Origin of the sequence: Micromonospora sp. NPDC051300 (assembly GCF_044455315.1) — a bacterium.
GTDB classification, from domain to species: Bacteria; Actinomycetota; Actinomycetes; order Mycobacteriales; family Micromonosporaceae; genus Micromonospora; species Micromonospora robiginosa.
Genome location: NZ_JBITEP010000021.1, coordinates 97,581 through 119,555, shown reverse-complemented (window position 1 = coordinate 119,555; position 21,975 = coordinate 97,581). Strand labels below are relative to the sequence as shown.

Genomic DNA, 21,975 nt, shown 5'->3' with positions numbered 1-21,975 from the left:
CTTCTTGTCTGCCATGACGTGGTCCTTCCCGGACAGGATCAACGTCCTGTCCAACGGACCACACCCAGGTCAAACACGGAAATCTACGCAGTCCCGTCAGCCCCGGCTATGGCGGCTAAAGACCAAGGCCGGCCGCCTTGGCAAGCGGGCAGCCCCGCCAGCGGTCATCCTCATCCCAGACCACAGCGATGTCCTCAGCGTTGAGCCAGGCAACGCGGCGGTCGGTGATGGGTGCGCTGAACACCGCAAGCAGCTGCGGTCGCGGTGCGCCGGGAGCGTAGAGGAAGTGTCGATATTCCTTGAGTTGACTATGGGCTTCTCGGGTCGCGCGAGCGACATCGCGACCGTAGACGACCTTGTACTCACCGATCCAGGCGGTGGGGACGGTGATGACGAAGTCGCGCGGGTGGACCTTGGTGGTCAACTTGAAGTCGCGGCCCTGCAACCAGGTTCCGTATCGCCTTAGACCGCCCTCGTGCCGTGGCTTTCGCTCGATGGAGCGCTTCGGCAGGTTGATGGTCGTAGCCACGTCCGCGCCGGGGTCGAATGGCAAGTCTCGGTCGTTAGGGTCGATGTGCACGGCGCTGCCGGTGAAGATAGCTCCCGGGTTGGCGATGGCAAACCGATCTCTGACTTGCGTCGCCTCGGTGAGCACGAGACAGGCGTGATCGAGATCCGCAGCAAGGGTCTTGTCGTCGGGTAGGGCGTCGAGCAGGTAGGTCTTCGCGATGATGGTCCCGGCCTCGTAGCGGCGCTGCCGCACCCCGAGCCGCCGCAAGTCCATCGCGGCGCCCCATCCGCTTGTCAGTTCCGCCGGCAAGCCGCCACGGATCGCGGCGGCTTCGGCCCGCAGCGCCTCAAGCACCTGAGCTTCTCGCTCGCCGGCTTTCTTCATCGTCTTCGCTCGCAACTCGGTGCCCATGTTGACGCTCAGCGTCCACGCCTCACGAGATGCCTGCAGGATCCACACCACGTAGAGGCCCCGCATCGGAGTTACCGACTCGTCCGGGTCGAAGAACCCTATCCAGGGTGTGTCGGTCGCTCCGAGGGGATACTGACCCCCACTGGCCTTGATCACGAAGTCGTTTGGACCGTAGCCGCCTAACAACTCACGCGCACGGGACAAGAATTGCTGCTGCGGCGTGTCGAACCCATCGTCCGGGTCATAGCCGGTGCTTACGGCCTGCAGATAGTCCACCAGCGTCATCGATGCCGTCGCCATACGCACCGTTCTACCGCACTCGTGCGACGCCTCCCGCCCCTTGTATCCGCCACGACTGCAGCCGTCGAAGCAGCAGAGGTCAACTCTGGGCAACTGTCTGTGATCGCCGGAACTGACGGGCCACAGCACTTGCAGCGATCAGCCATGGAGCTACTCGTGGTGCGAAATGCAGGCATGGGGAGCAAACCTAGGCGGCTGGAGAAGGCCACTGCGCAGCTAGAGATAACCAGGGAGACTAGGGATCAGGACGCGAATGCCACTTCTAATCCCAAGGCCGCAGGTTCGAATCCTGCCGGGCGCACTCCCTACCCGGAGATGCCTCCGCCTCGACCGCGCCGCCTCGGATCCGCGGCGGACGGCAGCGGCACCACGCGTTCCTCGTACACCTTGATCTCGGCGTGGAATCGGTGGGCGCCCGGATGCCAGATCTCCTCGAACGGGCCCATCACGTTGTCGCCGACCCCTCGGCGACGAACCCGGGCCGCCAGCCAGGCGAGAAGCGCCAGGACGCCCGCCAGGCAGCCGGCGACCAGCAGGATCGCCACAACTTCGCCCACCACCCCACGCTAGCTCAGCACCGGATATCCGGTTGACCGGCCGCCCGTGCCGAGCGGGATCATCGGGCCCATGCCGCTGCCCACCCCCACCCTGCGCACCGCCCGCCTCCGGCTCCGTCCCTTCGCCGACAGCGACGCGGGCGTCCTCTTCGCGTTGCACAGCAGCGCCCGCATCCTGCGCTACTGGGATTCGCCGCCGTGGCGCGACCCGGAACGCGCCGCGCGGTTCGTCGCGGCGTGCCGGCGGATGGCCGAGGAGGGCACCGGGGCGCGGGTGGCCGTGGACCGGTTCTCCGACGGGGCGTTCCTCGGCTGGTGCGGCCTGGTCCGGTGGAACCCGGAGTACCGCAGCGCGTCGCTGGGCTACTGCTTCGACGACGCGGCCTGGGGCCAGGGGTACGCGACGGAGGCCGCGCGCGCCCTGCTGGGCTGGGCGTTCGCCACGCTGGACCTGAACCGCGTCCAGGCGGAGACCGACACCCGCAACGTGGCGTCCGCCCGGGTGCTGGAGAAGCTCGGGTTCGTGCGGGAGGGCACGTTGCGGGAGGACTGCGTGGTGGCCGGCGAGGTCTCCGACTCGTGGGTCTTCGGGCTGCTGCGGCGGGACTGGCGGCGGTCGGGCGATCAGGAGTCGGCCGGGACGCCGGCCTCCAGTTGACCGATCATCGGGCCGAGCAGGTCGTTGAGTTCCCGGGTGAGCACGACGACCGCGCGCCGTGCCGTGGCCGCCAGCGCGTCGTCCGGCCCGTCGGGCGCCGGTGGCAGGTCGCCGAGCGGGACGGGCGCGTCGACCTGGAGCAGGGCGCGCAGGTGCGGGCTGCGCGTCAGGTCCTGTGTGGTCGGCGTCGTGTACCGGCCGAACAACAGGGGCCAGTCCCGCCACCCCCGGTCGCGCTGCCACTGCCGGGTCCAGGTGAGTTCGGCGGGCCACCGGGAGATCACCGTGACGGCCCCGATCAGGCTGCCGTCCCAGGGGCTCGGTGCGCAGGTCGCCGCCACGATCCGCCGGTGCCGACGCACGTAGCCGGGTGACAGCTCGGTGGCGATCCGCCAGGCGGTCGCGGCGAAGGCGACCGGCGCGATGTCGCCCCACGTGTCGGCGAATTCGTCGGTACGTCCGAGCACCTCGGCCTCGTAGCGACCATGCCCGCCGGTGCCGTGCTCACGGTCGAAGTGCTCGTCGAGCCAGAACGCGCGCGATTCCACCATGTCTCCCCCGTCCGTCGGAACCCTCGTACCGGTCTACCACGCGCGGCGCGCAATTCGGATGCACGCGCGTGGATCCGTCGCGATACTGCCCGGATGACCGACGACGCCGTCCGGGACGCCTGGGAGAGCGACGGGTTCGTCGTCCTGCCCGGCTACCTCCCAGCCACCGACCTCGCGCCGGCGCTCGACGAGCTGGGGAGCATGTTCCCGTCGCCGGAGGGCTTCCACGACGGGACGGATCCGCGTCGGGACCGCTACCTCGGCGACGAGTTCGCCGGCATCCAGGGGTTTCCGTTCGAGAGCGTCGAGTTGAGCCTGCTGGCGACGGGCGACCGCCTGGTGGGCCTGGCCCGCGCGTTGCTCCGTACCGACGATCTCCGGGTCTCCTCGGCGGAGTCCTGGGCGAAGTTCACCGGGGCGGCCGACTACGACCAGGAGTTGCACCGCGACTACCTCAACCACACGCTGCTGGTGCCGACGGACGCCCCCGAGCACCGGCAGGTGGAGATGTTCGTCTACCTGGTCGACGTGCCCGAGGGGCTCGGCCCGCCCCACCTGCTGTCCACCCGGCACACCCGGGACCTGCCGGCGAGGCCGAACTGGTATCCCCGTGCCGATGTGGGCGAGCGGTTCGGCGACTTCGTCGCGGCGACCGGCAGCCCGCGGCTCTACGAGGCGGAGGTGTCCGGCGCCGGTCCGGCCGGCACGGTGGTCGCGTTCCAGCCCGGCACGTTCCACCGGGGCACCGGCATGACCACGCCCCGCGGCGCCCGCTACACCATGCACCTCTGCTTCCGGCCGACGGCCGTGGAGTGGGGCGACCGGCACGCCTGGGCCGAGCGGAGCCACCAGCCCGCCTGGTACCGCTTCGTGAGCCGGGCCACCCCGGCGCAGCTCGGACTGTTCGGCTTCCCGCCGCCGGGCCATCCCTACTGGACCGCTGAGACCGTCGCCGGCGTGGCGCAGCGTTACCCGCACCTGGATCTGACGCCCTGGCAGGTCCGAGGCGTCAGCGCGCGGCGCCGGCGAGCAGCCACCGCCGCACCGGGATCTCCAGCAGCACCCGGCCACCGTCCGGCGTGACCGGCTGACGGATGTCCCATCCGTCGTACTTGTCGGCGAAGGCCCGCACCACGGCGGCGGGGAAGTCGGCGTGGTGCAGGCGGGCGTCGCCCTCCGCGACGACCGGTCGGTCGCCGTCCTCCAGCGCCAGGGAGACGCGCGGATCGGCCGCCACGTTGCGGGCCTTGACGCTGCCGGCCTCGCAGCCGACCCACCAGACGCCGTCGGCGTGGACGAACCAGACCGGCGTGACGTGCGGCGAGCCGTCCGGGCGCAGCGTGCACAGCCACACGTTCCGCTCCCGGACGAGCCGCGCTTCGACGTCGGGTGGAAGGGGTGCCATCCGGTGAGTGCACCACATCCCCCCACCGCCCCACGAGTGTCTCGACCCCGCGCACACCCATCACGTTCCACCCCCGGGCACGCAGGTGGTGGAGCATCCGCCGCCGACGCGGCTACGGCCGCCCCGCCCGTCGAGTCGTACCTGATATCAGCTCGAAAGGCACGCACGGCGGCCGGGAGTGTCACCGGCCGCCGCTAGTCTGCGCCCATGGTGACCGAGACGGATCTGCGCCTGCCCGACGGCCGCACCCTGCACGTCTACGACACCGGCGGGGCCGACCGGCGGCCCGTCCTCTGGCAGCACGGCACGCCGAACGTCGGCGCCCCGCCCGCGCCGCTGTTCGCCGCCGCCGACCGCCTCGGGCTGCGCTGGGTGTCGCACGACCGGCCCGGTTACGGCGGCTCGACGCCCGCACCGGGTCGCGACGTCGCCTCGGCGGCGTCCGACGTGGCCGCGGTGGCCGACGCGCTGGGCCTCGACCGGATCGCGGTGATGGGCCACTCCGGTGGCGGCCCGCACGCCCTGGCCTGCGGCGCGCTGCTGCCGGAGCGGGTGGTCGCGGTGGTGGTGGGCGCCGGGCTGGCGCCCTACGGCGCGGTCGGGCTGGACTGGTTCGCCGGCATGGTGCCGTCCGGGGTGGCGTCGCTGCGGGCCGCCGCCGCGGGTCGGGCGGCCAAGGAGGCGCACGAAACCTCCGACGTGGAATACGATCCCGAGTTCACCGACGCCGACCTGGCCGCGCTGCACGCCGAGTGGTCCTGGTTCGACGGTGTGGTCGGGCCGGCCGCCGAGCGCGGTCCCGGCCCGCTGATCGACGACGACCTGGCCTACGTCCGACCGTGGGGCTTCGACCCGGCCGACGTCGCACCGCCGGTGCTGCTGCTGCACGGCGAGCGGGACGGCATCGCGCCGGTGGCGCACGCCGAGTGGTTGGCCGCCCGGTGCCCGTCGGCCGAGTTGCGCCGGTTCCCCAGCGACGGGCACATCTCCGTGCTCCGGCACGCGGAGGCGGCCCTGGAGTGGCTCAGTCGCAGATCCGCCAGTCCCCGTCTTCCTTGACCAGCCGGACTGCCCGCCCAGCACCATGCCCGGAGGGTAGGAACCACGGGCGAGCGACGCGACGCGCACCGAGGGTGACCGGTTCCGACAAAGTATGTTATTCTCCGGCGTCAATCTATGCCGTGCGGACCCGGTCGGGTCGCGCCGCCGGAAGGACGCCTCCCCGATGCCGGTGGCTGCCGCCACGTCCCTGTCCCGGTCCCCACTGGACCGTCCCGCGGGCGGCGCGTTCACGCTGATCTTCACCACCCTGCCGGCGCTGCTCCGGCTCACCTGCGGTCTGGTCGGCGCGGTGGTCGCCCTGTCGGTGCAAACGCCCCCGGTGCGGGTGGCGCTGCTGGTCCCGGCCGTCGTCACGCTCACCGCCTGGTCCGTCTGGTACGCGGTCCGCGCGTTCCGGCACGGCGTCGGCGGCACGCTGGTGGCCGTCGACGTGGCGCTCACCACCGCCACCGCGCTGGCCATCGGCTGGCTGGTCGCGCCGGAGGTGCTGCCCGGCGAGGCGAGCTGGGTCGCGGTGCTGGCCAGCACCACCGTGATCAACGCACAGGCCACCGCGCCGGCCCGCTGGTCGGTGCCGGCCGGCCTGCTGGTCACCGCCGCCTACGCGACAGGCGCCACGCTGGCCGGCAACCCGGTCGAGGCGCGGGCGCACACCGGCACGTTGCTGGTGCAGACCGGCTGCACGGCGGTGATGACCGCGGTGATGCGCCGGTGGATCGGCCGGGGCGACGCCGCGTTCACCGAGTTCCGGCGGATGTCCCACGAGGCGGTGGTGGCCCGCGCCGCGCGCGAGGCGGAACGGCGGCACAACCGGGACCTGCACGACACCGTCCTCGGCACGCTGACCATGGTGGGCCTGGGCGCGGTCCCCGGCGGCTCGGCGGCGTTGCGCGAGCGGTGCGCGGCGGACCTGCGTACCCTCGGCGCGCTGGCCGGCGCGCGGACCGCGACCGGCGAGGCGGAGCTGGACGAGCGGCTGCGCACGGTCCTCGCCGGGCTGCCGGAGGTGCCGGTGACCGCGACGCTGCCGCCGTGCCGGGTGCCGGCGGAGGTCGCCGCGGCGCTCGCCGACAGCGCCGCCGCCGCGCTGGCCAACGTGGCGCGGCACGCGCCGGGCGCGACCACCGCGCTGCGCCTGGCCCGTGAGGGCGGCGCCGTCGTGGTCGAGGTGGTCGACGACGGTCCCGGCTTCGACCCGGCGACGGTCCCGCCCCACCGGTACGGGCTGCGCGAGTCGATCCACGGCCGGATGGCCACCGTGGACGGCCGGGCGGTGGTGACCTCCGCCCCTGGCGCCGGCACCCGGGTCCGGTTGGAGTGGTCGGATGGCGACTGAGTTCCCCACGGCCGTGAGCACCCGGCGGGTGCCGCTCCCCCGGATGTCCACGAGAGTTCGGGAGGCCGGGGCGCCGCCGGAGGCGCACGCCGTGGCGGACGCGTCGGACCGGGGCGCCCGGCTCGTCGCGGTCGTCATCGCGCTGGCCTGGCACCTGGTGATCGGGCTGCCGGCGGTGCTGGCGGCGGGGCCCGGGATGGCCGCCCCGGCGGTGGTGGCGGTCGGTTGGCTGGTGACCGCGCTGGTCGGCGTCGCCACCGGCGTACGCCTGCTGCGCGGTGGACTGCCCCCGGCCCGGCGGTTGGCCGCGGCGCTGCTGGTGGTCGACGCGGCGGTCTTCGTGGCGGTCGGCGAGCGGTTCCTGTTCAGCACCGCGAACTGGGTGTGGGGCGGGCTGGCCTGGTTCCTGCTGCTGGTCCTCTGGCAGCGGCCGGTGCGCTGGCTGCTGGTCGTGCTCGCGGCACACGCGACGATCGCGCTGGTGGCGGTGGTGCTGTACGGCGCGACCTCGCCGGCCGACCTGAGCCGCTACGCGATGTACGTCTACGGCACCTCCACCCTGCCGGTGGCGGTGTTCGCCGGCGCGGCGGCGCTGACCGCGCTGGCCCGGGACCGGGCCGGCACCGCCGCCGCCCGGTCGGCGATGGCCGCGGAACAGGAGGCCGCCGAGCGGGCCCAGCGTGCGCGGCAGGCCCGGCTCGCCCTGGTCAGCGGCACCGCCGAGGAGGTGCTGGTCGCGTTGGCGGACGGCGACGCCGACCCCGCCGACCCGGCGGTACGCCGGCGCGCGGTGCTGGCCGCCGCCCGGCTGCGCCGGCTGATCGCCGAGTCCGACGACGTGCCCGACCCGCTGCTGCACGAGTTGCGGGCCGCCGCGGACCTGGCCGAGCGCAACGGTCTGCCGATCGAACTGGTCGCGGTCGGCACGCCGCCGGAGCTGCCTGTCGACGTGCGACGCGGATTGACCGACCCGCTCACCGCCGCGCTGGCCGGTGCCCGGGGCCGGGCCCGGCTGACCGTGGTCGCCGGCCCGGACGAGGTGGTGGTCAGCCTGGTGACGCCGGACCACGACGGCGCGGACGACCCGGTGCCGCCGCCCGGCGGCGCGGGTCCGGTCCAGTGGCGGGACGAGCGGGACGGGGAGATCAGATGGACGCAGACCCGCTGGCGGCGGACGTGAACGCCGGGCACCCGATCGGGGTGGCGATCGTCGACGACCACCCGGTGGTAATCGACGGGGTGCGCGCCTGGCTGGCCACCGAGCCGAGGCTGCGGGTGCTGGCGACCGGCGACGACCCGGACGCGGTGCTGCGGGCCGCGCCGGACGCCGAGGTGGTGCTGCTGGACCTGCGACTGCACGGGCGGATGGTGCTCGACAAGCTGGCCGAGCTGAGCGCGGCCGGGCGGCGGGTGGTGGTCTACTCCGAGCACACCGACCCGCAGACCATGCTGGCCGCCCTGGACGCGGGCGCGGTGGCGTTCCTGGCCAAGCACGAGGGGCGGGAGCACTGCGTGGGCACCGTGCTCGCGGCGGCGAGCGACCGCCCGTATGTGCCGCCGGCGCTGGCCGGCGCGATGGTCGGTGACGCCCGCCCGGACCGGCCGGCCCTGTCGGACAAGGAGCGCGAGGCGCTGCTGCTCTGGTTCCAGTCGATGTCGAAGGCGTCGGTGGCGCGCCGGATGCAGATCAGCGAGCACACCGTCAAGCAGTACGTGGACCGGGCGCGGATCAAGTACACCCGGGCGGGGCGTCCGGCGGCCACCAAGGCGGCCCTGCTCGCCCGGGCGATCGAGGACGGCCTCGTCCGACCGGAAGAGATCGGCATCTACCGGTCGCAGGCGTCGGCCGACCGGCCGACCCCCTAACGGGTGTCATGACAATCACCCCAGGAATCCGCCAGGCTCACCGGTACCGCCAACCGTCACCGGGAGGTCGTACCGTGCCGGAGGACGCCGCACCCTTCTTCATCGGGCCACACCGCTTCGACGCCGACGACGACCCCACCCGTCCGCTGCTCGACCGGCGCTACGCGCTGGTGCCCGAGCCGGGCGAGCGGCTGCTCGGCCAGCACCGGCTGTCGGTCGCCGGTCACCTGCTCGGTCCCACCGAGGACGTCCGCTGCTGGTCGCTGCCCGACCCGGCGTCGGTCACCGTCACCGACCGGCGGCTGGCCTACGTCTGCACCGGTCCCGAGCTGACCCTGATCCCCGGGCGGGACGGCCCGACCGACGCCCGGCACCGGCGTCCGGCCCGGCTGTCCCGCCTGGTCAGCGGCCAGATCCGCTGGCAGTGGCCGTCCCGGCTGGAGCTGGCCGAGGTCGGCGACGACGCGGTGGAGCTGCGGGTGGTCTGCGACGCGCTGCGCACCATCCGGCAGCCGGCGCTCGCGCTCACCGGCCCGGTCGCCCTGGTCACCGCGCTGGCCCGGCAGGTACGCCGCTCGGTGGCCGGGTTCCGGCTGGCCCACCCCGACCTGGTGGACCTGTCCCCGCCGGAGCGGGACGCCCTCGCCACCCGGGTGGCCGCCTCCCCCGGCCCGACGCTTGGCGCGGTGACGCTGCCCGGCTCGCTGCCGGTGGAGTTCCTGTCCCGCGACGACTACTACCGCCGGCCGGTGGCGGAGGCGTCGACCTGGCCGCGGCTCGATTTCCCGGCCCGGGACCAGCCCGGCTCCGCCTGCTGACCGCTCCGCAGGCCGTCGAGGAGGATGGCGACCGCTCGGTCGAGGACCGGGCCGGAGTATTCGCCGGTCTCGGCCGCCATGCTGGCGCCCCGCAGCAGGGCGAGGATCTCGGGCATGCCGACGTCGGAACGTAGGGCGCCTACCCGCTGCGCGCCGTGCAGGAACTCCGCCAGCGCCTCGCGCATCCGGGTGCGCTGGTCGGTCTGGTCCGCCTTGAGGTCGACCCCCGCCCCCCGCAGAGCGTCGGTCAGGGCCTTCTTGGCTGCCGCGTCCGCGACGATCCTGGTGAAGAAGGTGAAGAAGGCGGTCTGCGGCTCCGCGATCGTCCGCAGTCGGGCCGCCTCCTGCAGAAGCTGCTCGACCCGGCCGGAGACGATGGCCGCGTAGAGGGCCTCCTTGGTGGCGAAGTGCCGGTAGACGGTGCCGACGCCGACGCCGGCTCGACGGGCGACCTCGTCTATCCGGGCCGCCGGTCCCTGCTCGCCGAGCACGGCCTCGGCCGCCGCGAGCACCTTCGCGCGATTGCGTGCGGCATCGGAACGCATCACGCCGGCCTGGTCGGGCGGCACGCCGTTGACAAACGGAATCCGCGTTCCGTATCTTCAATCGGAATCACGATTCCGATTGTATGGGGGCGGAATGCCGCACACGACGTTGGGCAGATCCGGCCTCCGCGTCTCCCGGGTGTGCCTGGGCACGATGAACTTCGGCAGCGATCCGCAGGCCCCGACCCCGGAACCCGAAGCTCGGCGGATCATCGACGCGTTCCTCGACATCGGTCATAACCTCATCGACACCGCCGACACCTACCGGGGCGGCAGCAGCGAAGAAGTTGTGGGCCGCGCCATCGCGCACCGCCGCGCCGATGTCGTCCTCGCCACCAAGGCGGCGGTGCCGCAGGGCGACGGACCCAACGACCGAGGACTGTCCCGCACCCACCTGACACGAGCTCTGGAGGCGAGCCTGCGCCGGCTGGGCACCGACTACATCGACCTCTACCAGTGTCATGTCCCCGACCCGGACACTCCCGTCGAGGAAACCATGGCGGTGCTCGACGACTTCGTACGGTCCGGCAAGGTTCGCTACCTGGGCTGCTCGAACTTCACCGCCGCCGGCATCGTCGAGGCCCAGTGGGCCGCGCAACGCGCCAACGGGACGCCGTTCGTCAGCCTGCAGGCCAACTACTCGCTGATCACGCGCGCCATTGAGGCCGAGATCGTCCCCACCTGCCAGCGACACGGGCTCGGCATCCTCGCCTACAGTCCACTCGGCAGCGGCCTGCTCGCCGGGCGCTACCAGCGAGGCACCGCGCCGGCCGAGGGATCACGACTCGCCCAGTGGGTCGCGGTGCCCAGCCCCATGGCACGCGCGTTCGTGGATGGCCTGCTCGCCGAACGCCACTTCGACATCGCCGACACCGTCGCGGCCGTCGCGGCCGAGCTGGGGACGACCGCGCCGACCGTCGCGCTGGCCTGGCTCGCCAGACAGCCGCGGGTCACCTCGGTGATCATCGGCCCGCGGTCCGCCGATCAGCTGGCCGCGAACCTCGCCGGTCTGGCGTACGACCTGCCCGAGCCGGCAACGGCCCGCCTGGCCGACATCAGCCGACGCACCGTGACTCCCCCGGTCGACGGCCAGCATCACGCGGCGTGATCCCGCGCTCCGCCCTCGAACGGCCCGCCGCCTCACCCGTAGCGGGCAGCGCTCGCGGGCGCGGCCGAGGGTGGCGTACGCCGGCGGTCGCCGGTGGCGCTACCCGGCAGTGCACTCGTAAGAGACCGGAACTTGATGGCGAGATTGACTCGCTCGCTGCTCCTGGCCGGTGCCGTCGTGCCTGGCTCGACCTCGCTGATGCCCGTCGTCGGCCGACATGCGATCCATCCACGCCATCAAGTTTGTAGGCGGCCTGGACCACCTTCCGCACGGGAGCCGCGAAGACGAGGACGGAAGGAGCGGGACGGGCGGCGGCCCGCTCAGGAGGTGCTGCGGGAGCGGCGGTCCGAGCGGTCCAGCTCGACGGCCTGCTCCGGGGTGGGCGCGGAGCCGCCCAGGTGGGCCGGCTGCCACCAGGCGTCGTCCGGGCCGGCCGGCTGCTCCGGGTAGTCCCGCTGGGCGCGGTCGACGAGCGCGGACAGCCGGGTGCGCAGCTCGGCGGTCAGCGCGTTGGCGTCCGGGTAGGCGGCCGGGTCCATCGGCTCGCCCACCAGGATGGTGATCGGGGTGTGCCGGCGGGTCAGGGTGCGCGGGCGCCCCTTGGTCCACAGCCGCTGCGTGCCCCACAGCGCCACCGGCAGCAGTGGCACCGCGGCCTCCTGGGCCATCCGGGCCGCGCCGTTCTTGAGGTCCTTGACGGTGAGGGAGCGGCTGATCGTCGCCTCCGGGAAGACGCCGACCACCTCGCCCCGGCGCAGCGCGGCGACCGCGGCGGCGTACGAGCCGGCGCCGGCGGCGCGGTTGACCGGGATGTGCTTCATGCCGCGCATCAGCGGGCCGGAGACGCGGTGCCGGAAGACGCTCTCCTTGGCCATGAACCGGACCAGCCGCCGGGACGCATGCGCGCCGTAGCCGCAGAAGATGAAGTCGAGGTAGCTCACGTGGTTGGAGGCGAGGACCGCGCCGCCGGTGGCGGGCACGTGTTCGCTGCCCCGCACGTCCAGGCGCAGGTCGAGAGCGCGGAACATCGTCTTGGCGGCGGTGATCACGGGCGGGTACACGAGTTCCGGCATCCGCCAACTTTACCCCGAGTAGGTTACCCGGGCGTAGGTACGCTCTGCCCTGAGCAGACCGGGGTCGTCGGGCGGGTCGGCGTCGGCCACCATGGGCCGATGACGGAACGCGGCGTGCTGCTCTGGATCCACGGCGGCGGATGGCGGGCCCGCTCCGACGAGGACGGCTCCGCGCTCGCGTCGCTCGGCCTGCGGGTGGTCGCCGCACGCTACCGGTTCTCGCACGAGGCGCGCTGGCCGGCGCAGCTCGACGACGTACGCGCCGCCGCGCGGGCCGCCCGGGCCGAGGCGGGTGGGCTTCCGCTGCTGGTCGGCGGCGACTCGGCCGGCGGGATGCTCGCCCTGCACCTGGCGCTGCGCGGGGTGGACCGGCCGGGTGACGTGGCGGGCGTGCTGGCCTACTGGGCGCCGCTCGACCCGCTCGACCCGGAGCAGCGCCGCCGCCGGCCGGCGGGCGACGACCCGTGGGCCGACCTGCTCGGGCACCCGCCGACCGCCGGTGACCCGGCCACCGCCGACGCCGCCGTCGCCGGTCACCTCGGCTCCGGCGTGCCGGTGCTGCTCGTGCAGGGGCGCGACGACGTCCCGGTGCCGGCCGCCCAGGCGGTCGAGCTGACCGGCCGGCTGCTCGCCGCCGGCCACCCGACGAACCTCTGGCTCACCCACGGCGGGCACGCGCTCGACCTGGCCCGCCCCGACCTGCGCGCGGTCGCCGCCGCGTTCCTGGACACCGTCCTGCCGGCGGTCCCCGCCCACTAGGTTCGAGGCATGCCCGACCTCGCCGCGATCGTCATCCACTGCCGCGACCCCTACCTGCTCGCCCCGTTCTGGAGCGCGGTCAGCGGGCTCCCGCTCGTCGACGAGGACCGGGCGAAGCTCGCCGACCGTACGCTCGGGCCGACCGAGGCGGTGCTGCTGCGCGACCCGCACGGGCGGCGGCCGGACCTGTGGATCAGCCCGGCCGGTGACCTGCCCGCGCCCGGCCGGATCCACCTGGACCTGGTCGGTGACGCCGAGGAGCGGGCCGCGGTGCTGGAGGCGGGCGCGACGGTGGTCCGCGAGCTGCCCCGGTGGACCGTGCTGGCCGACCCGGAGGGCAACGAGTTCTGCCTGCTGCCCCCGCACGAGGCGCACGCCGCCGAGCCGACGGCCGGCCACTGACCCGTCCGGGTCAGCCGGCGAGGTTGTGCAGGTCCAGCCGGCCCCGGGCGAACGCGTCCACCCGGCCCCACCGTCCCGGGATGTCCAACACCTCGATCCGTCCCATGCCCACCGGCAGCCGCGGGTCCACCGCCAGGTGGCCCTCGTGCGGCTCCAGCCCCAGCATGGTCCGGATCAGCAGCAACGGCGCGCCCGTCGACCAGGCCTGCGGGCTGCACGCGGTCGGATACTCCACCGGGAACTTGGTCAGCTCCCGCTGGTAGCCGCCGAACGCCTCGGGCAGCCGGCCGTCGAAGTAGGTGGCCGCGTCCAGGATGCCGTTGGCCACGGTGGCCGCCTCCTCGGCGAAGCCGTACCGGCGCAGGCCCCAGGCGATGAACGAGTTGTCGAACGGCCAGATCGCGCCGTTGTGGTAGCCGATCGGGTTGTAGCGGATCTCGCCCTCGGCCAGCGTGCGCACCCCCCAGCCGGACCAGAGCCGCGGTCCCACCAGGTGCTCGGCGATCCGCGGCGCCCGCTCGTCGTCGACGATGCCGCTCCACAGCAGGTGGCCGATGTTGGAGCTGAGCACGTCACACTTGCGCCCCTGCGGGTCGAGCGCCAGCGCGTAGAAGCCCCCGTCCTCGACCCACCAATCGCGGTTGAACCGCTCCTTCAGCTCCGCCGCCTCCCGTTCGAGCTGGTCGGCGTACGCGGGGTCGCCCCAGAACTCCCGGGCCAGCCGGGCGGCCCGCACCTTCGCGTCGTACGCGTACCCCTGCACCTCGCAACTGGCGCGCGGGAACGGCGGCAGCGAGCCGTCGGCGTACGAGACGGAGTCCCAGGAGTCCTTCCAGCACTGGTTCTCCAGGCCGTTCTCGGTGTTGCGCCGCTCGTACCAGATGTAGCCGTTGCCGACCAGGTCGGCGTAGTCGTCGATCCACTTCAGCGCCGCACGGCACTCCCGTTCCAGCTCCTTGACCAGCGCCACGTCGCCGCTCCACCGCTCGTACTCGTCGAGCAGCACCACGAAGAGCGGCGTCGCGTCCACCGAGCCGTAGTAGGGCGAGTGCGGTTGCTCCTCGAACGCGGCGGTCTCGCCGTAGCGCATCTCGTGCAGGATCCGGCCCGGGTCCTCGTCGCGGAAGTCGTCGAAGCGGGTGCCCTGCAGGGCGCCGAGGATGCGCAGTGTGGTCTTCGACATCTCCGGCGCGAACGGCAGCACCTGCAGGCAGGTGAGGATGCTGTCCCGGCCGAACATGGTCATGAACCAGGGCAGCCCGGCCGCGGGCAGCGTCTGCCCGCCCAGCGACAGCGGCGAGAAGCGCAGCGCGGCGAGGTCGACCAGGCTCCGCCGGTAGGTCGCGGCGACCCGGCCGTGCTCGCTGTTGACCTTGGGGGCCTTGTCGACCCACTCCTGGAGGTCGTGTTCGAGCGCGAGCCGCTCGGTGCCGTGCGCCCGCAACCCGATCCGCAGGTCGCGCCCGCCGGGCCCGATGGCGAACGTCTGCACGTCGACCAGGGCGTCCCACTGCTCGTTCGGCTCCAGGTGGATGCTCCAGGCGAAGCCCCGGTTGTCGTAGCGGGCCGGCTGGTTCGCCGAGATCACCGTCTCCCGCTTGAAGTTCCCCCGACGGTAGCCCAGCCGCAGCCGGTCCGGTTCCGCCTCGGCGTACAGCTCGCCCTTCTTGTTGAGGATCTCGTCCTTGACCTGGAAGAGGTCCGCGAAGTCGGAGCCGGCGTCCATCCGGATCTCCAGGTCGACGGGCTTCTCGTCGTGGTTGAGGATGGTCAGCGTCTCCCGGAAGCTGCCCCCCACCACCCGCTCCCGGATGATCGACAGCTTGGCGTCCACGTAGTGCGTGGCCATGCCGGGCACCAGGAAGAACCGGGCCTCGTAGTACTGCAGGTCGTCGTAGGAGAGCGCGTTGAGCCGCTCGCCGTTGACGGTGAGCACCCACTTCGACAGGTATCGCGTGTCGAGCGAGAAGAGACCCGTCGGCTCGCTCGGCGTGGCCTCGATGTCACCGGTGTCCTCGGAGACCACGAACGTGTTGCCGTCCAGGATCCGGACGGTGTTGCTTCCGGCCATCAGGCGGCCCTCCTGGCAAAGGCGTGGTGCGGCCCGCGGGAGTCCGGCGGACCGGGGAAGACGCGTTCGATCTGGAGCACGAGCCGCAGGTCACCGACGACTGTCATGTCGCCGCGCAGCAGCGCCGCGATGGCGTTCTCCTCGCCGTCGACGAGCGCGCCGAAGAGCCGGGGGTCGGTGCCGACCACGGTGTCCGCCTCGCCGTCCTCCTGCCGGACCCGCAGGTTGCCCCGGTCGATCTCCAGCAGCCAGTGATTGGTCTGGGCCCCCTCGTGCAGGTCGAACCGGAGGGTTCCGGCGGTCTTGACCAGCAGCGGCTCGAAGCCCCGCCGGTCCAGCTCCTCGAAGAATCTCGTGGCCGTGTCCACCATCGAAGGTGACTCCTCCCGCGCTACCAGCGGCCTTCCGTCGACAGCACGGGTCCCCGCCGGGTCCCGGGTCAACCTCGCCCGGATCGGGTGAGGTCGCGGCGGCCGGAGGACGCGAGACGCCGACCCCCGAACCGGGGGCCGGCGTCACCGCGGCGGGCGGTCAGTTGTTGGGGTCGTCGGCGCTGATGTCCGCGAGCACCGACTGGGGTTCCCGCTCGACCGCCAGGTCACCCATCGAGACGAGGCCGATCAGCCGGCCGTCCTCGGTCACCGGGAGCCGCCGGACCGCGTAGGTGCGCATCAGGTCGGCGGCGGCGACCGCGTCGTCGTTCTGGCTGACCGTCACCACGTCCTTGCTGGTGATCTCGTTGAGGCGGGTGGTGGCGGGGTTCCGGTCCTCGGCCACACCCCGGACCGTGATGTCCCGGTCCGTGACGATGCCGACCACGTTGTCGCCGTCGGTCACCACCACGTCGCCGATGGCGCTGTCGCGCATCTCCTGGGCCGCCGCGGCGAGCGTGTCGTTGCCGTCCATCGTCACCAACCGGGTCGTCATGAACTCTCCGACCGTTGTCATGGTGCTCCCCTCTCGGTGTCGGCACCGCCGTCTACCCGCCCCCCGCGGCGGGGTAACGCGAGGCCGGCTCACCGGCGACGGCGCACCCGACGGCGCAGGTCGTAGGTGCCGTTGCTGGACAGGCCGTAGAAGAGCGGCAGCAGCAGGAGCACCACCAGCGCCGTCGGCACGTTCACCCAGCCCACCAGACCGGCGATCGCGTACGCGACCACGCCGAGCGCCGCCCGGATCCGTTCGGCCTCGAAGAACCGTGAGGTCACGCCCGCCTGGAGCAGTTCGGGGTGCCGACTCAGGTAGTGGTAGAGCCAGAGCCAGGCCGCCGAGAGGACCACACCGACCACCGCGTACGCGGAGACCGCGACCCGCTCGTCGTAGGCGTCGCCCTTCTCCACCGCGCGGGAGACGAGCGCGGTGACGAACGGCAGCAGCGCCACGCTGAACAACACCCCGAGGTTCGCCCAGTGCAGACCCCGATCGGCGCAGCGGACCCGGTGGAACGTCCCCTTGTGGTTCAGCCAGTTGACCGCCACGTACAGGTAGGACGTGACGTAGGCGAGATAGACCGGCCACTGGTCGAGCAACGCGCGCAGCAGCCCACCGGGCGCCACCTCGGGCACCCGCAGGTCGAGCACCAGCAGCGTGACGACGATGGCGAAGACCGCGTCGCTGAAGCCGATCGCCCGGGCCGTGTCCGAGCGCAGCCCGGTTTCGACCTCGTCCACGTTCTCCGTGCCCCGTCCGGCCGCCATCGTTCCCCCCGCCCGCCGGCGCGGGCCGCCGGCGACCGGGCCGGTATACCCGCTGCGGGGGCGTCCGTGTCCCGGACACCCCCGCGGTGGTACGACCGGGTCAGCGCCCGGCGGCGACCAGCTCGGCGAGCTGCACGGCGTTGAGCGCCGCGCCCTTGCGCAGGTTGTCGTTTGCGCAGAACAGCGCCAGTCCGTGCTCGACGGTCTCGTCGGCCCGGATCCGCCCCACGTAGGTCGGGTCCTGGCCGGCCGCCTCGAGCGGGGTGGGCACGTCGCTGAGCGCCACCCCGGGCGCGTCGGCGAGCAGCTCGCGGGCTCGGGCCGGGTCGACCGGCCGGGCGAACCGGGCGTTGATCTGCAACGAGTGGCCGGTGAACACCGGCACCCGCACGCAGGTGCCGGAGACCTTGAGCCCGGGGATGCCGAGGATCTTGCGGCTCTCGTTGCGCAGCTTCTGCTCCTCGTCGGTCTCGTCGGAGCCGTCGTCGACGATCGAGCCGGCCAGCGGGAGCACGTTGAACGCGATCGGGCGGGCGAACTGGCGGGGGGCCGGGAACTGGACCGCCGAGCCGTCGAACGCGAGCGCGCTCGCGTCCTCGGCGACCTTGCGGACCTGCTCGTCCAGCTCGGCCACGCCGGACAGGCCGGCGCCGGAGACCGCCTGGTAGGTGGCGACCACGAGGCCGACCAGCTCGGCCTCGGCGTGCAGCGGGCGCAGCACCGGCATGGCGGCCATCGTGGTGCAGTTGGGGTTGGCCACGATGCCCCGGGGCCGGTCGGTGATCGCCTCCGGGTTGACCTCGGCGACCACCAGCGGCACCTCGGGGTCCATCCGGAACGCCGACGAGTTGTCGATCACCACGGCGCCTGCCTCGGCGACGCGGGGGGCCAGCTCCTTCGCGGTGCCCTTGCCGGCCGAGAAGAGCACGATGTCCAGGCCGCGGTAGTCCGCGGTGGCCGCGTCCTCGACTGTCACCTCGCCGTCGCGCCAGGGCAGGGTGCGCCCGGCCGACCGCGCCGAGGCGAACAACCGCACCTGCTCCGCCGGGAAGTCGCGCTCCGCCAGCACCTGCCGCATCACGCCACCGACCTGGCCGGTGGCACCCACAATGCCGATCCTCATGCCCGCGAGGCTACCCAGCCCGGCCGGGTGGGCGGGAAGCCTTTCCCAGCGCGCGGGCCGGGGCGACGGGAATCACATCTCCGCCCGCCGCCCCCGCCGGTCACGCCTGGTCGACCAGCTCGCCGAGACCGGCGGCCACCAACTCGTCCCGGATCACCGCCGCGTCCCCCTCCACGACGAGCGTCAACGCCTCCGGGTGCAGGTGCGCCGCGGCCGCCGCGGAGACCTCCTCGACGGTGGCCGCGAGCAGCGCCTCGCGCAGCCGGGCGTGGTAGTCGTCCGGCAGGTCGTGCACCACGAGCGTGGTCAGCGCCGAGGCGATCGCCCGGGGGCTCTGCAACTCGACCGAGAGCTGGCCGGCCCGCCACGAGCGGGCCACCTCCAGCTCCTCCTCGGTCACCCCGGTCTCCCGGGTGCGCGTCACCTCACCCACCGACTCGACGAGCGCCGGCGCGGTCACCGCGGTCTGCACGCCGGAGCTGACCGCGAACCTGCCGAACCGCCGGGACGAGGCGAAGTCGCCACGGATGCCGTACGTGTAGCCGCGCACCTCGCGGATCAGGTGGTTGAGGCGGGAGGTGAACGCGCCGCCGAGCACCGTGCCGGCGAGCGTCATCGGCACGTGGTCGGGGTGCGCGCGGTGCGGCGACGGGTGGCCGAGCCGCAGCGTGGACTGCACCGAGCCGGGCCGGTCCACCAGGAGGATCCGCCGCCGGTCGGCGAGCGGCACCTCGATCGGGCCGCCCCGGTCGACCGGCCCGCCGCCGGTGCCGGCGAACGCCGTCGCGCCGAGCGCGTCCAGGTCGATGCGGTCCAGGTCGCCGGCGACGACGAGGGTGCCGGGGCGGATGAACCACTCGGAGTGGAAGACGGTGACGTCGTCGGACTCCAGCGCGGCCACGCTCTCCGGGTCGCCGTAGAGCGGCCGCCCCCACCGGTGCTCGGCGCCGAACAGGTCGGCCCGCAGCACCGCGTCGGCGCGCGGGCCCGGGTTGGCCCAGTCCATCCGCAGCGCGGTCGCCTCGTCGTCGCGGACCCGCAGCACGTCGGCCGGGTCGAGACGCGGCGTGCGGACCGCCTCGGCCATCAGCTCCACCGCGGCGCTCAGCCGACCCACCGGCACCTGCACGCTGACCTGGAACGAGTCCCAGTCGAGCCCGGCCACCAGCTCGGTGCCGAGCGCCTCGATGGCCAGCGCGTACGCGGTGGCGTCCCGCTGCGCGGTGCCCTCCTCCAGCGCCTTGGCCAGCACCGCGCCGAGCCCCTCCTTGCCGACCGGCTCGCGGCCGGCGCCGCCGTCGAGCAGCAGCAGCGCGACGGCGAGGTTCTGCCCGGGCAGGTGCGCGGCGACGACCTGCCCACCGGCGACCGTCCGCCGGACCACCTGGGGGAACCGGTAGGCGCGGGCGGCGCCGGGACCGGGTCGGGTGGCGATCAGCGTCATGAGGTCTCCTCGGGCAGGTAGGTCAGGGTCACCCGGTCGTCGGCGCCGAACAGCTCGGCGGCCTGCTCGGCGATCTGCTCGGCGGTGACGGCCAGCCAGGCGGGCAACCGGTCGGCGGCGGTGGCCGGGTCGCCGAACTGGGTGGCGTAGCGGCCGAGCGTGTCCGCGCGGCCGTCCACCGTGGACATCTGCCGCCACCACATGGTGCTCAGCAGCGCCTTGGCGCGGTCCAGCTCGGCGGCGGTCACCGGCACGGTGGCCAGCTCGTCGACCACCTCGGCCAGCCCGTCGCGCAGCCGGTCGGCGGTCACGCCGGGGCGGGCGGTGGCGGTGGCGATCAGCGGGGCCGGGGCGTGCGCCAGGTCGACCCCGTACGCGCCGACCAGGTCCGGCTGGGCGATCCGCTCGCCGTCGGCGAGCCGCTGGTAGAGCCGGCTGCCCCGGCCGCTGCCGAGCACGGTGGCGAGCACCGTGGTCACGTCGTACCCCGGGTCGCCGAACGGGTGGGTGCGGTGCGCGAGGTAGACGCGGGGGGCGGGCACGTCGGCGGTGACCGTCTCCACCGCGGGCCGTCCGGTCGCCGGCACCGTACGCCCGTCCGGGGCGGCCGGGATGTCGGCCCGCGCGGCGAGCCCGCCGAAGTATTTGTCGGCGAGCGCGAACACCTCGGCCGCGGTGGTGTCGCCGACCACCGTGAGCACCGCGTTGTTCGGCGCGTAGTAGGTGGTGTGGAACGCCTGGAAGGTGGCCAGGTCGGCGGCGTTCAGGTCGGCCATCGACCCGATCGTGGCGTGGTGGTAGGGGTGGCCGGGCGGGTAGAGCAGCGGCAGCAACCGCAGCCAGGCGTCGCCGTAGGGGACGTTCTCGTAGCGCTGCCGCCGCTCGTTCTTGACCACGTCGCGCTGGTTGTCCAGCGTCTCCTGGGTCAGCGCCGGCACCAGGCCGCCCATCCGGTCGGCCTCCAGCCAGAGCGCCAGCTCCAGGTGCTCGGCCGGGACGGTCTCGAAGTAGTTGGTCCGGTCCGGGTTGGTGGTCGCGTTGAGCGAGCCGCCGGCGCCCTGGATCAGTTTCATGTGCTCGGTCTTCGCCACGTTCACCGAACCCTCGAACATCAGGTGCTCGAAGAGGTGGGCGAAGCCGGTCTGGCCCGCCGGTTCGTGGCGGGAACCCACGTCGTACCAGAGGTTGACCGCCACGGCCGGCGCGGTGCGGTCCTCGCTCACCACCACGCGCAGGCCGTTGTCCAGTCGGGTCGTCTCGATCGGCCAGGGGAAACCGCTGTCGGGCATGGCACGACGCTATCCGATCCGGTGGGCGGAAAGGGGACACGCGCTCCGCGTCGTCGCCGCGGGACGGGGTACCCACCGGGACATGACCCCCGCACCGTCCGCCGTCGAGCGGGCCGCCGCCGCGCTGGCCCGGCTCCGGCACGCCCGACTGCTGCATCCCGCCGGCCGCGTGTTCGCCGCCGACGTGCTGATCTGGGGTACGCCGGGACCGCCGACAGGCGTGCCGCTGCTGGACGACCCCGGCCGCTGGCCGGGCACGGTCCGGCTGTCCAGGGGCGTGCCGACGCCGGCCGGCTGGCCGGACGTGCTGGGCGTGGCGGTCCGGCTGCACCGGGACCCGGAGCCGCCGGTGGACCTGCTGGTCAGTTCCAGCGGCGCGGCGCCGGTGCTGCGGAACCTGCCGCTGCCCCGGCGGCGCCTCACCGGGACGTACACCTCGATCATGTCGTTCCGGGCCGGGTCGCGGCGGCTGTTCCTGGCCGCGCTGGCCGACCCGGACTCCCCCGACCTGGGTCGCACGCTTGACGAGGCAGACGCGGCGGTGGCCGGCGACGAGCCCCGGCTGGTGCTCGCGGTGGCCTCGGCGGTGGGTCCGTGGCGGCCGTTCGGGGAGGTGCGGCTGACCGGCCGGCACGGCGCCCGGGAGGACGCCGCGCTGGCCTTCGACCCGATCGGCAACGTGCCGCCGGGGCTGCGGCTGGCCGGCCCGCTGGCCCGGCTCCGCGACGCCGGATATCGAGGGTCGCGGCGGGGCCGGGGCGTGGCGCTCAGTCGGGCGGCTCGACGGGGTTGACGGTCTCGGCCGAGGTGCGGTGCTCCAGCACGGTGTCCGGGGCGGCGTTGCGGTCCTCCTCCCGCAGGTCCGATTCGGCGAGGATCGCGTCGGCCTGCGCCTGCGGGTCGTCGCTGCCCGCCGCCGCCTCCTCGGGCAGCAGGTGGGCGCGGGAGGAGATCCGGTCCTGGTCGCTCTGGTCGTGGCTCATGGGCGT

At 73.5% G+C, this 21,975-nt stretch carries 25 protein-coding genes; 11 read left to right on the top strand and 14 right to left on the bottom strand.

The features are described from left to right. Positions 1-115 precede the first annotated feature (115 nt). On the bottom strand, positions 116-1,222 hold the full coding sequence (locus ACIA5A_RS22385) for an MrcB family domain-containing protein (RefSeq protein ID WP_396765486.1): 1,107 nt from the start codon (positions 1,220-1,222) through the stop codon (positions 116-118). A 305-nt stretch (positions 1,223-1,527) separates the two neighbouring features. Further along, positions 1,528-1,779: a hypothetical protein gene (locus ACIA5A_RS22380; protein ID WP_396765483.1), complete on the bottom strand. Its 252-nt coding sequence runs from the start codon at positions 1,777-1,779 to the stop codon at positions 1,528-1,530. A 70-nt stretch (positions 1,780-1,849) separates the two neighbouring features. Between ACIA5A_RS22380 and ACIA5A_RS22375 the strand changes: the two genes are divergently transcribed. Then, positions 1,850-2,437 carry a GNAT family N-acetyltransferase gene (locus ACIA5A_RS22375; protein ID WP_396765480.1) on the top strand — a complete coding sequence of 196 codons (588 nt, stop codon included), beginning with the start codon at positions 1,850-1,852 and terminating at the stop codon, positions 2,435-2,437. Here ACIA5A_RS22375 and ACIA5A_RS22370 read toward each other — a convergent pair. Beyond that, positions 2,404-2,988 (bottom strand): hypothetical protein, encoded by a 585-nt coding sequence (locus ACIA5A_RS22370; RefSeq protein WP_396765477.1) that lies wholly within the window; start codon positions 2,986-2,988, stop codon positions 2,404-2,406. The two genes, ACIA5A_RS22375 and ACIA5A_RS22370, sit on opposite strands and share 34 nt — an antisense overlap. 93 nt (positions 2,989-3,081) lie before the next feature. Between ACIA5A_RS22370 and ACIA5A_RS22365 the strand changes: the two genes are divergently transcribed. Beyond that, a complete protein-coding gene (locus tag ACIA5A_RS22365; RefSeq protein ID WP_396765474.1) occupies positions 3,082-4,071 on the top strand; it encodes a phytanoyl-CoA dioxygenase family protein in 990 nt (329 codons plus the stop codon). Here ACIA5A_RS22365 and ACIA5A_RS22360 read toward each other — a convergent pair. Further along, complete coding sequence (locus ACIA5A_RS22360; protein ID WP_396765471.1) at positions 3,998-4,393, bottom strand: TIGR03618 family F420-dependent PPOX class oxidoreductase; 396 nt, start codon at positions 4,391-4,393, stop codon at positions 3,998-4,000. The two genes, ACIA5A_RS22365 and ACIA5A_RS22360, sit on opposite strands and share 74 nt — an antisense overlap. 207 nt (positions 4,394-4,600) lie before the next feature. On the opposite strand from ACIA5A_RS22360, the gene ACIA5A_RS22355 reads away from it, so the two are divergent. The 5 genes from ACIA5A_RS22355 (at position 4,601) to ACIA5A_RS22335 (ending at position 9,475) form a co-directional block, all read left to right on the top strand. Then, entirely contained in the window at positions 4,601-5,452 is an 852-nt protein-coding gene (locus ACIA5A_RS22355) for an alpha/beta fold hydrolase (RefSeq protein ID WP_396765468.1), read from the top strand. A 166-nt stretch (positions 5,453-5,618) separates the two neighbouring features. Continuing rightward, a complete protein-coding gene (locus ACIA5A_RS22350) occupies positions 5,619-6,791 on the top strand; it encodes an ATP-binding protein (RefSeq protein ID WP_396765465.1) in 1,173 nt (390 codons plus the stop codon). A 43-nt stretch (positions 6,792-6,834) separates the two neighbouring features. Then, on the top strand, positions 6,835-7,971 hold the full coding sequence (locus ACIA5A_RS22345; protein WP_396765507.1) for a hypothetical protein: 1,137 nt from the start codon (positions 6,835-6,837) through the stop codon (positions 7,969-7,971). After that, positions 7,941-8,657 carry a response regulator gene (locus ACIA5A_RS22340; RefSeq protein WP_396765462.1) on the top strand — a complete coding sequence of 239 codons (717 nt, stop codon included), beginning with the start codon at positions 7,941-7,943 and terminating at the stop codon, positions 8,655-8,657. The genes ACIA5A_RS22345 and ACIA5A_RS22340 overlap by 31 nt, the downstream gene beginning before the upstream one ends. Positions 8,658-8,731: 74 nt before the next feature. Next, positions 8,732-9,475 (top strand): hypothetical protein, encoded by a 744-nt coding sequence (locus tag ACIA5A_RS22335; protein WP_396765459.1) that lies wholly within the window; start codon positions 8,732-8,734, stop codon positions 9,473-9,475. Here the strand turns inward: ACIA5A_RS22335 and ACIA5A_RS22330 are convergent. Beyond that, positions 9,394-10,020: a TetR/AcrR family transcriptional regulator gene (locus tag ACIA5A_RS22330; RefSeq protein WP_396765504.1), complete on the bottom strand. Its 627-nt coding sequence runs from the start codon at positions 10,018-10,020 to the stop codon at positions 9,394-9,396. The genes ACIA5A_RS22335 and ACIA5A_RS22330 overlap by 82 nt on opposite strands. Here ACIA5A_RS22330 and ACIA5A_RS22325 point away from each other — a divergent pair. Beyond that, positions 9,998-11,128: an aldo/keto reductase gene (locus ACIA5A_RS22325; RefSeq protein WP_396765457.1), complete on the top strand. Its 1,131-nt coding sequence runs from the start codon at positions 9,998-10,000 to the stop codon at positions 11,126-11,128. The two genes, ACIA5A_RS22330 and ACIA5A_RS22325, sit on opposite strands and share 23 nt — an antisense overlap. A gap of 320 nt (positions 11,129-11,448) precedes the next feature. On the opposite strand, the gene ACIA5A_RS22320 is transcribed toward ACIA5A_RS22325, so the two are convergent. Further along, positions 11,449-12,201: a lysophospholipid acyltransferase family protein gene (locus ACIA5A_RS22320; RefSeq protein ID WP_396765454.1), complete on the bottom strand. Its 753-nt coding sequence runs from the start codon at positions 12,199-12,201 to the stop codon at positions 11,449-11,451. A 99-nt stretch (positions 12,202-12,300) separates the two neighbouring features. On the opposite strand from ACIA5A_RS22320, the gene ACIA5A_RS22315 reads away from it, so the two are divergent. Both ACIA5A_RS22315 and ACIA5A_RS22310 read left to right on the top strand, forming a co-directional pair. Further along, positions 12,301-12,960, top strand: coding sequence for an alpha/beta hydrolase (locus ACIA5A_RS22315; RefSeq protein WP_396765451.1), 660 nt, complete (start codon positions 12,301-12,303; stop codon positions 12,958-12,960). 9 nt (positions 12,961-12,969) lie between these two features. Then, entirely contained in the window at positions 12,970-13,362 is a 393-nt protein-coding gene (locus tag ACIA5A_RS22310; protein ID WP_396765448.1) for a VOC family protein, read from the top strand. A 10-nt stretch (positions 13,363-13,372) separates the two neighbouring features. On the opposite strand, the gene ACIA5A_RS22305 is transcribed toward ACIA5A_RS22310, so the two are convergent. The 7 genes from ACIA5A_RS22305 to ACIA5A_RS22275 all read right to left on the bottom strand — a co-directional run bounded on the left by ACIA5A_RS22305 (position 13,373) and on the right by ACIA5A_RS22275 (position 20,986). Then, complete coding sequence (locus ACIA5A_RS22305; protein ID WP_396765445.1) at positions 13,373-15,433, bottom strand: glycogen debranching N-terminal domain-containing protein; 2,061 nt, start codon at positions 15,431-15,433, stop codon at positions 13,373-13,375. Next, positions 15,433-15,804, bottom strand: coding sequence for an SCP2 sterol-binding domain-containing protein (locus tag ACIA5A_RS22300; protein WP_396765442.1), 372 nt, complete (start codon positions 15,802-15,804; stop codon positions 15,433-15,435). The genes ACIA5A_RS22305 and ACIA5A_RS22300 overlap by 1 nt, the downstream gene beginning before the upstream one ends. Positions 15,805-15,964: 160 nt before the next feature. Next, positions 15,965-16,381, bottom strand: a complete 417-nt coding sequence (locus ACIA5A_RS22295; protein WP_181569943.1) for a CBS domain-containing protein — start codon at positions 16,379-16,381, stop codon at positions 15,965-15,967. Between the two features lie 68 nt (positions 16,382-16,449). Continuing rightward, positions 16,450-17,103, bottom strand: coding sequence for a TMEM175 family protein (locus ACIA5A_RS22290; RefSeq protein ID WP_396765439.1), 654 nt, complete (start codon positions 17,101-17,103; stop codon positions 16,450-16,452). A 127-nt stretch (positions 17,104-17,230) separates the two neighbouring features. Beyond that, complete coding sequence (locus ACIA5A_RS22285) at positions 17,231-18,253, bottom strand: aspartate-semialdehyde dehydrogenase (RefSeq protein ID WP_396765436.1); 1,023 nt, start codon at positions 18,251-18,253, stop codon at positions 17,231-17,233. A 100-nt stretch (positions 18,254-18,353) separates the two neighbouring features. After that, positions 18,354-19,697, bottom strand: coding sequence for a M16 family metallopeptidase (locus ACIA5A_RS22280; RefSeq protein WP_396765433.1), 1,344 nt, complete (start codon positions 19,695-19,697; stop codon positions 18,354-18,356). Beyond that, the gene (locus tag ACIA5A_RS22275) at positions 19,694-20,986 is read right to left on the bottom strand and encodes a M16 family metallopeptidase (RefSeq protein WP_396765430.1); all 1,293 of its coding nucleotides are present in this window, start codon (positions 20,984-20,986) and stop codon (positions 19,694-19,696) included. Before ACIA5A_RS22275 ends, ACIA5A_RS22280 begins: the two co-directional genes overlap by 4 nt. Positions 20,987-21,068: 82 nt before the next feature. Here ACIA5A_RS22275 and ACIA5A_RS22270 point away from each other — a divergent pair, with 82 nt between their 5' ends. After that, positions 21,069-21,779, top strand: a complete 711-nt coding sequence (locus tag ACIA5A_RS22270) for a phosphodiesterase (protein WP_396765427.1) — start codon at positions 21,069-21,071, stop codon at positions 21,777-21,779. Here ACIA5A_RS22270 and ACIA5A_RS22265 read toward each other — a convergent pair. Further along, a complete protein-coding gene (locus ACIA5A_RS22265; protein WP_396765424.1) occupies positions 21,754-21,969 on the bottom strand; it encodes a hypothetical protein in 216 nt (71 codons plus the stop codon). The two genes, ACIA5A_RS22270 and ACIA5A_RS22265, sit on opposite strands and share 26 nt — an antisense overlap. Positions 21,970-21,975 lie beyond the last annotated feature (6 nt).

Bases quoted from the DNA above. Each gene is read 5' to 3' on its own strand.
- ACIA5A_RS22340 (WP_396765462.1), top strand. From the start codon at position 7,941: ATGGACGCAGACCCGCTGGCGGCGGACGTGAACGCCGGGCACCCGATC.
- ACIA5A_RS22305 (WP_396765445.1), bottom strand. From the start codon at position 15,433: ATGGCCGGAAGCAACACCGTCCGGATCCTGGACGGCAACACGTTCGTG.
- ACIA5A_RS22355 (WP_396765468.1), top strand. From the start codon at position 4,601: ATGGTGACCGAGACGGATCTGCGCCTGCCCGACGGCCGCACCCTGCAC.
- ACIA5A_RS22265 (WP_396765424.1), bottom strand. From the start codon at position 21,969: ATGAGCCACGACCAGAGCGACCAGGACCGGATCTCCTCCCGCGCCCAC.
- ACIA5A_RS22360 (WP_396765471.1), bottom strand. From the start codon at position 4,393: ATGGCACCCCTTCCACCCGACGTCGAAGCGCGGCTCGTCCGGGAGCGG.
- ACIA5A_RS22310 (WP_396765448.1), top strand. From the start codon at position 12,970: ATGCCCGACCTCGCCGCGATCGTCATCCACTGCCGCGACCCCTACCTG.
- ACIA5A_RS22330 (WP_396765504.1), bottom strand. From the start codon at position 10,020: ATGCGTTCCGATGCCGCACGCAATCGCGCGAAGGTGCTCGCGGCGGCC.
- ACIA5A_RS22315 (WP_396765451.1), top strand. From the start codon at position 12,301: ATGACGGAACGCGGCGTGCTGCTCTGGATCCACGGCGGCGGATGGCGG.
- ACIA5A_RS22350 (WP_396765465.1), top strand. From the start codon at position 5,619: ATGCCGGTGGCTGCCGCCACGTCCCTGTCCCGGTCCCCACTGGACCGT.
- ACIA5A_RS22345 (WP_396765507.1), top strand. From the start codon at position 6,835: ATGTCCACGAGAGTTCGGGAGGCCGGGGCGCCGCCGGAGGCGCACGCC.
- ACIA5A_RS22300 (WP_396765442.1), bottom strand. From the start codon at position 15,804: ATGGTGGACACGGCCACGAGATTCTTCGAGGAGCTGGACCGGCGGGGC.
- ACIA5A_RS22365 (WP_396765474.1), top strand. From the start codon at position 3,082: ATGACCGACGACGCCGTCCGGGACGCCTGGGAGAGCGACGGGTTCGTC.
- ACIA5A_RS22275 (WP_396765430.1), bottom strand. From the start codon at position 20,986: ATGCCCGACAGCGGTTTCCCCTGGCCGATCGAGACGACCCGACTGGAC.
- ACIA5A_RS22285 (WP_396765436.1), bottom strand. From the start codon at position 18,253: ATGAGGATCGGCATTGTGGGTGCCACCGGCCAGGTCGGTGGCGTGATG.
- ACIA5A_RS22370 (WP_396765477.1), bottom strand. From the start codon at position 2,988: ATGGTGGAATCGCGCGCGTTCTGGCTCGACGAGCACTTCGACCGTGAG.
- ACIA5A_RS22385 (WP_396765486.1), bottom strand. From the start codon at position 1,222: ATGGCGACGGCATCGATGACGCTGGTGGACTATCTGCAGGCCGTAAGC.
- ACIA5A_RS22375 (WP_396765480.1), top strand. From the start codon at position 1,850: ATGCCGCTGCCCACCCCCACCCTGCGCACCGCCCGCCTCCGGCTCCGT.
- ACIA5A_RS22295 (WP_181569943.1), bottom strand. From the start codon at position 16,381: ATGACAACGGTCGGAGAGTTCATGACGACCCGGTTGGTGACGATGGAC.
- ACIA5A_RS22280 (WP_396765433.1), bottom strand. From the start codon at position 19,697: ATGACGCTGATCGCCACCCGACCCGGTCCCGGCGCCGCCCGCGCCTAC.
- ACIA5A_RS22270 (WP_396765427.1), top strand. From the start codon at position 21,069: ATGACCCCCGCACCGTCCGCCGTCGAGCGGGCCGCCGCCGCGCTGGCC.
- ACIA5A_RS22320 (WP_396765454.1), bottom strand. From the start codon at position 12,201: ATGCCGGAACTCGTGTACCCGCCCGTGATCACCGCCGCCAAGACGATG.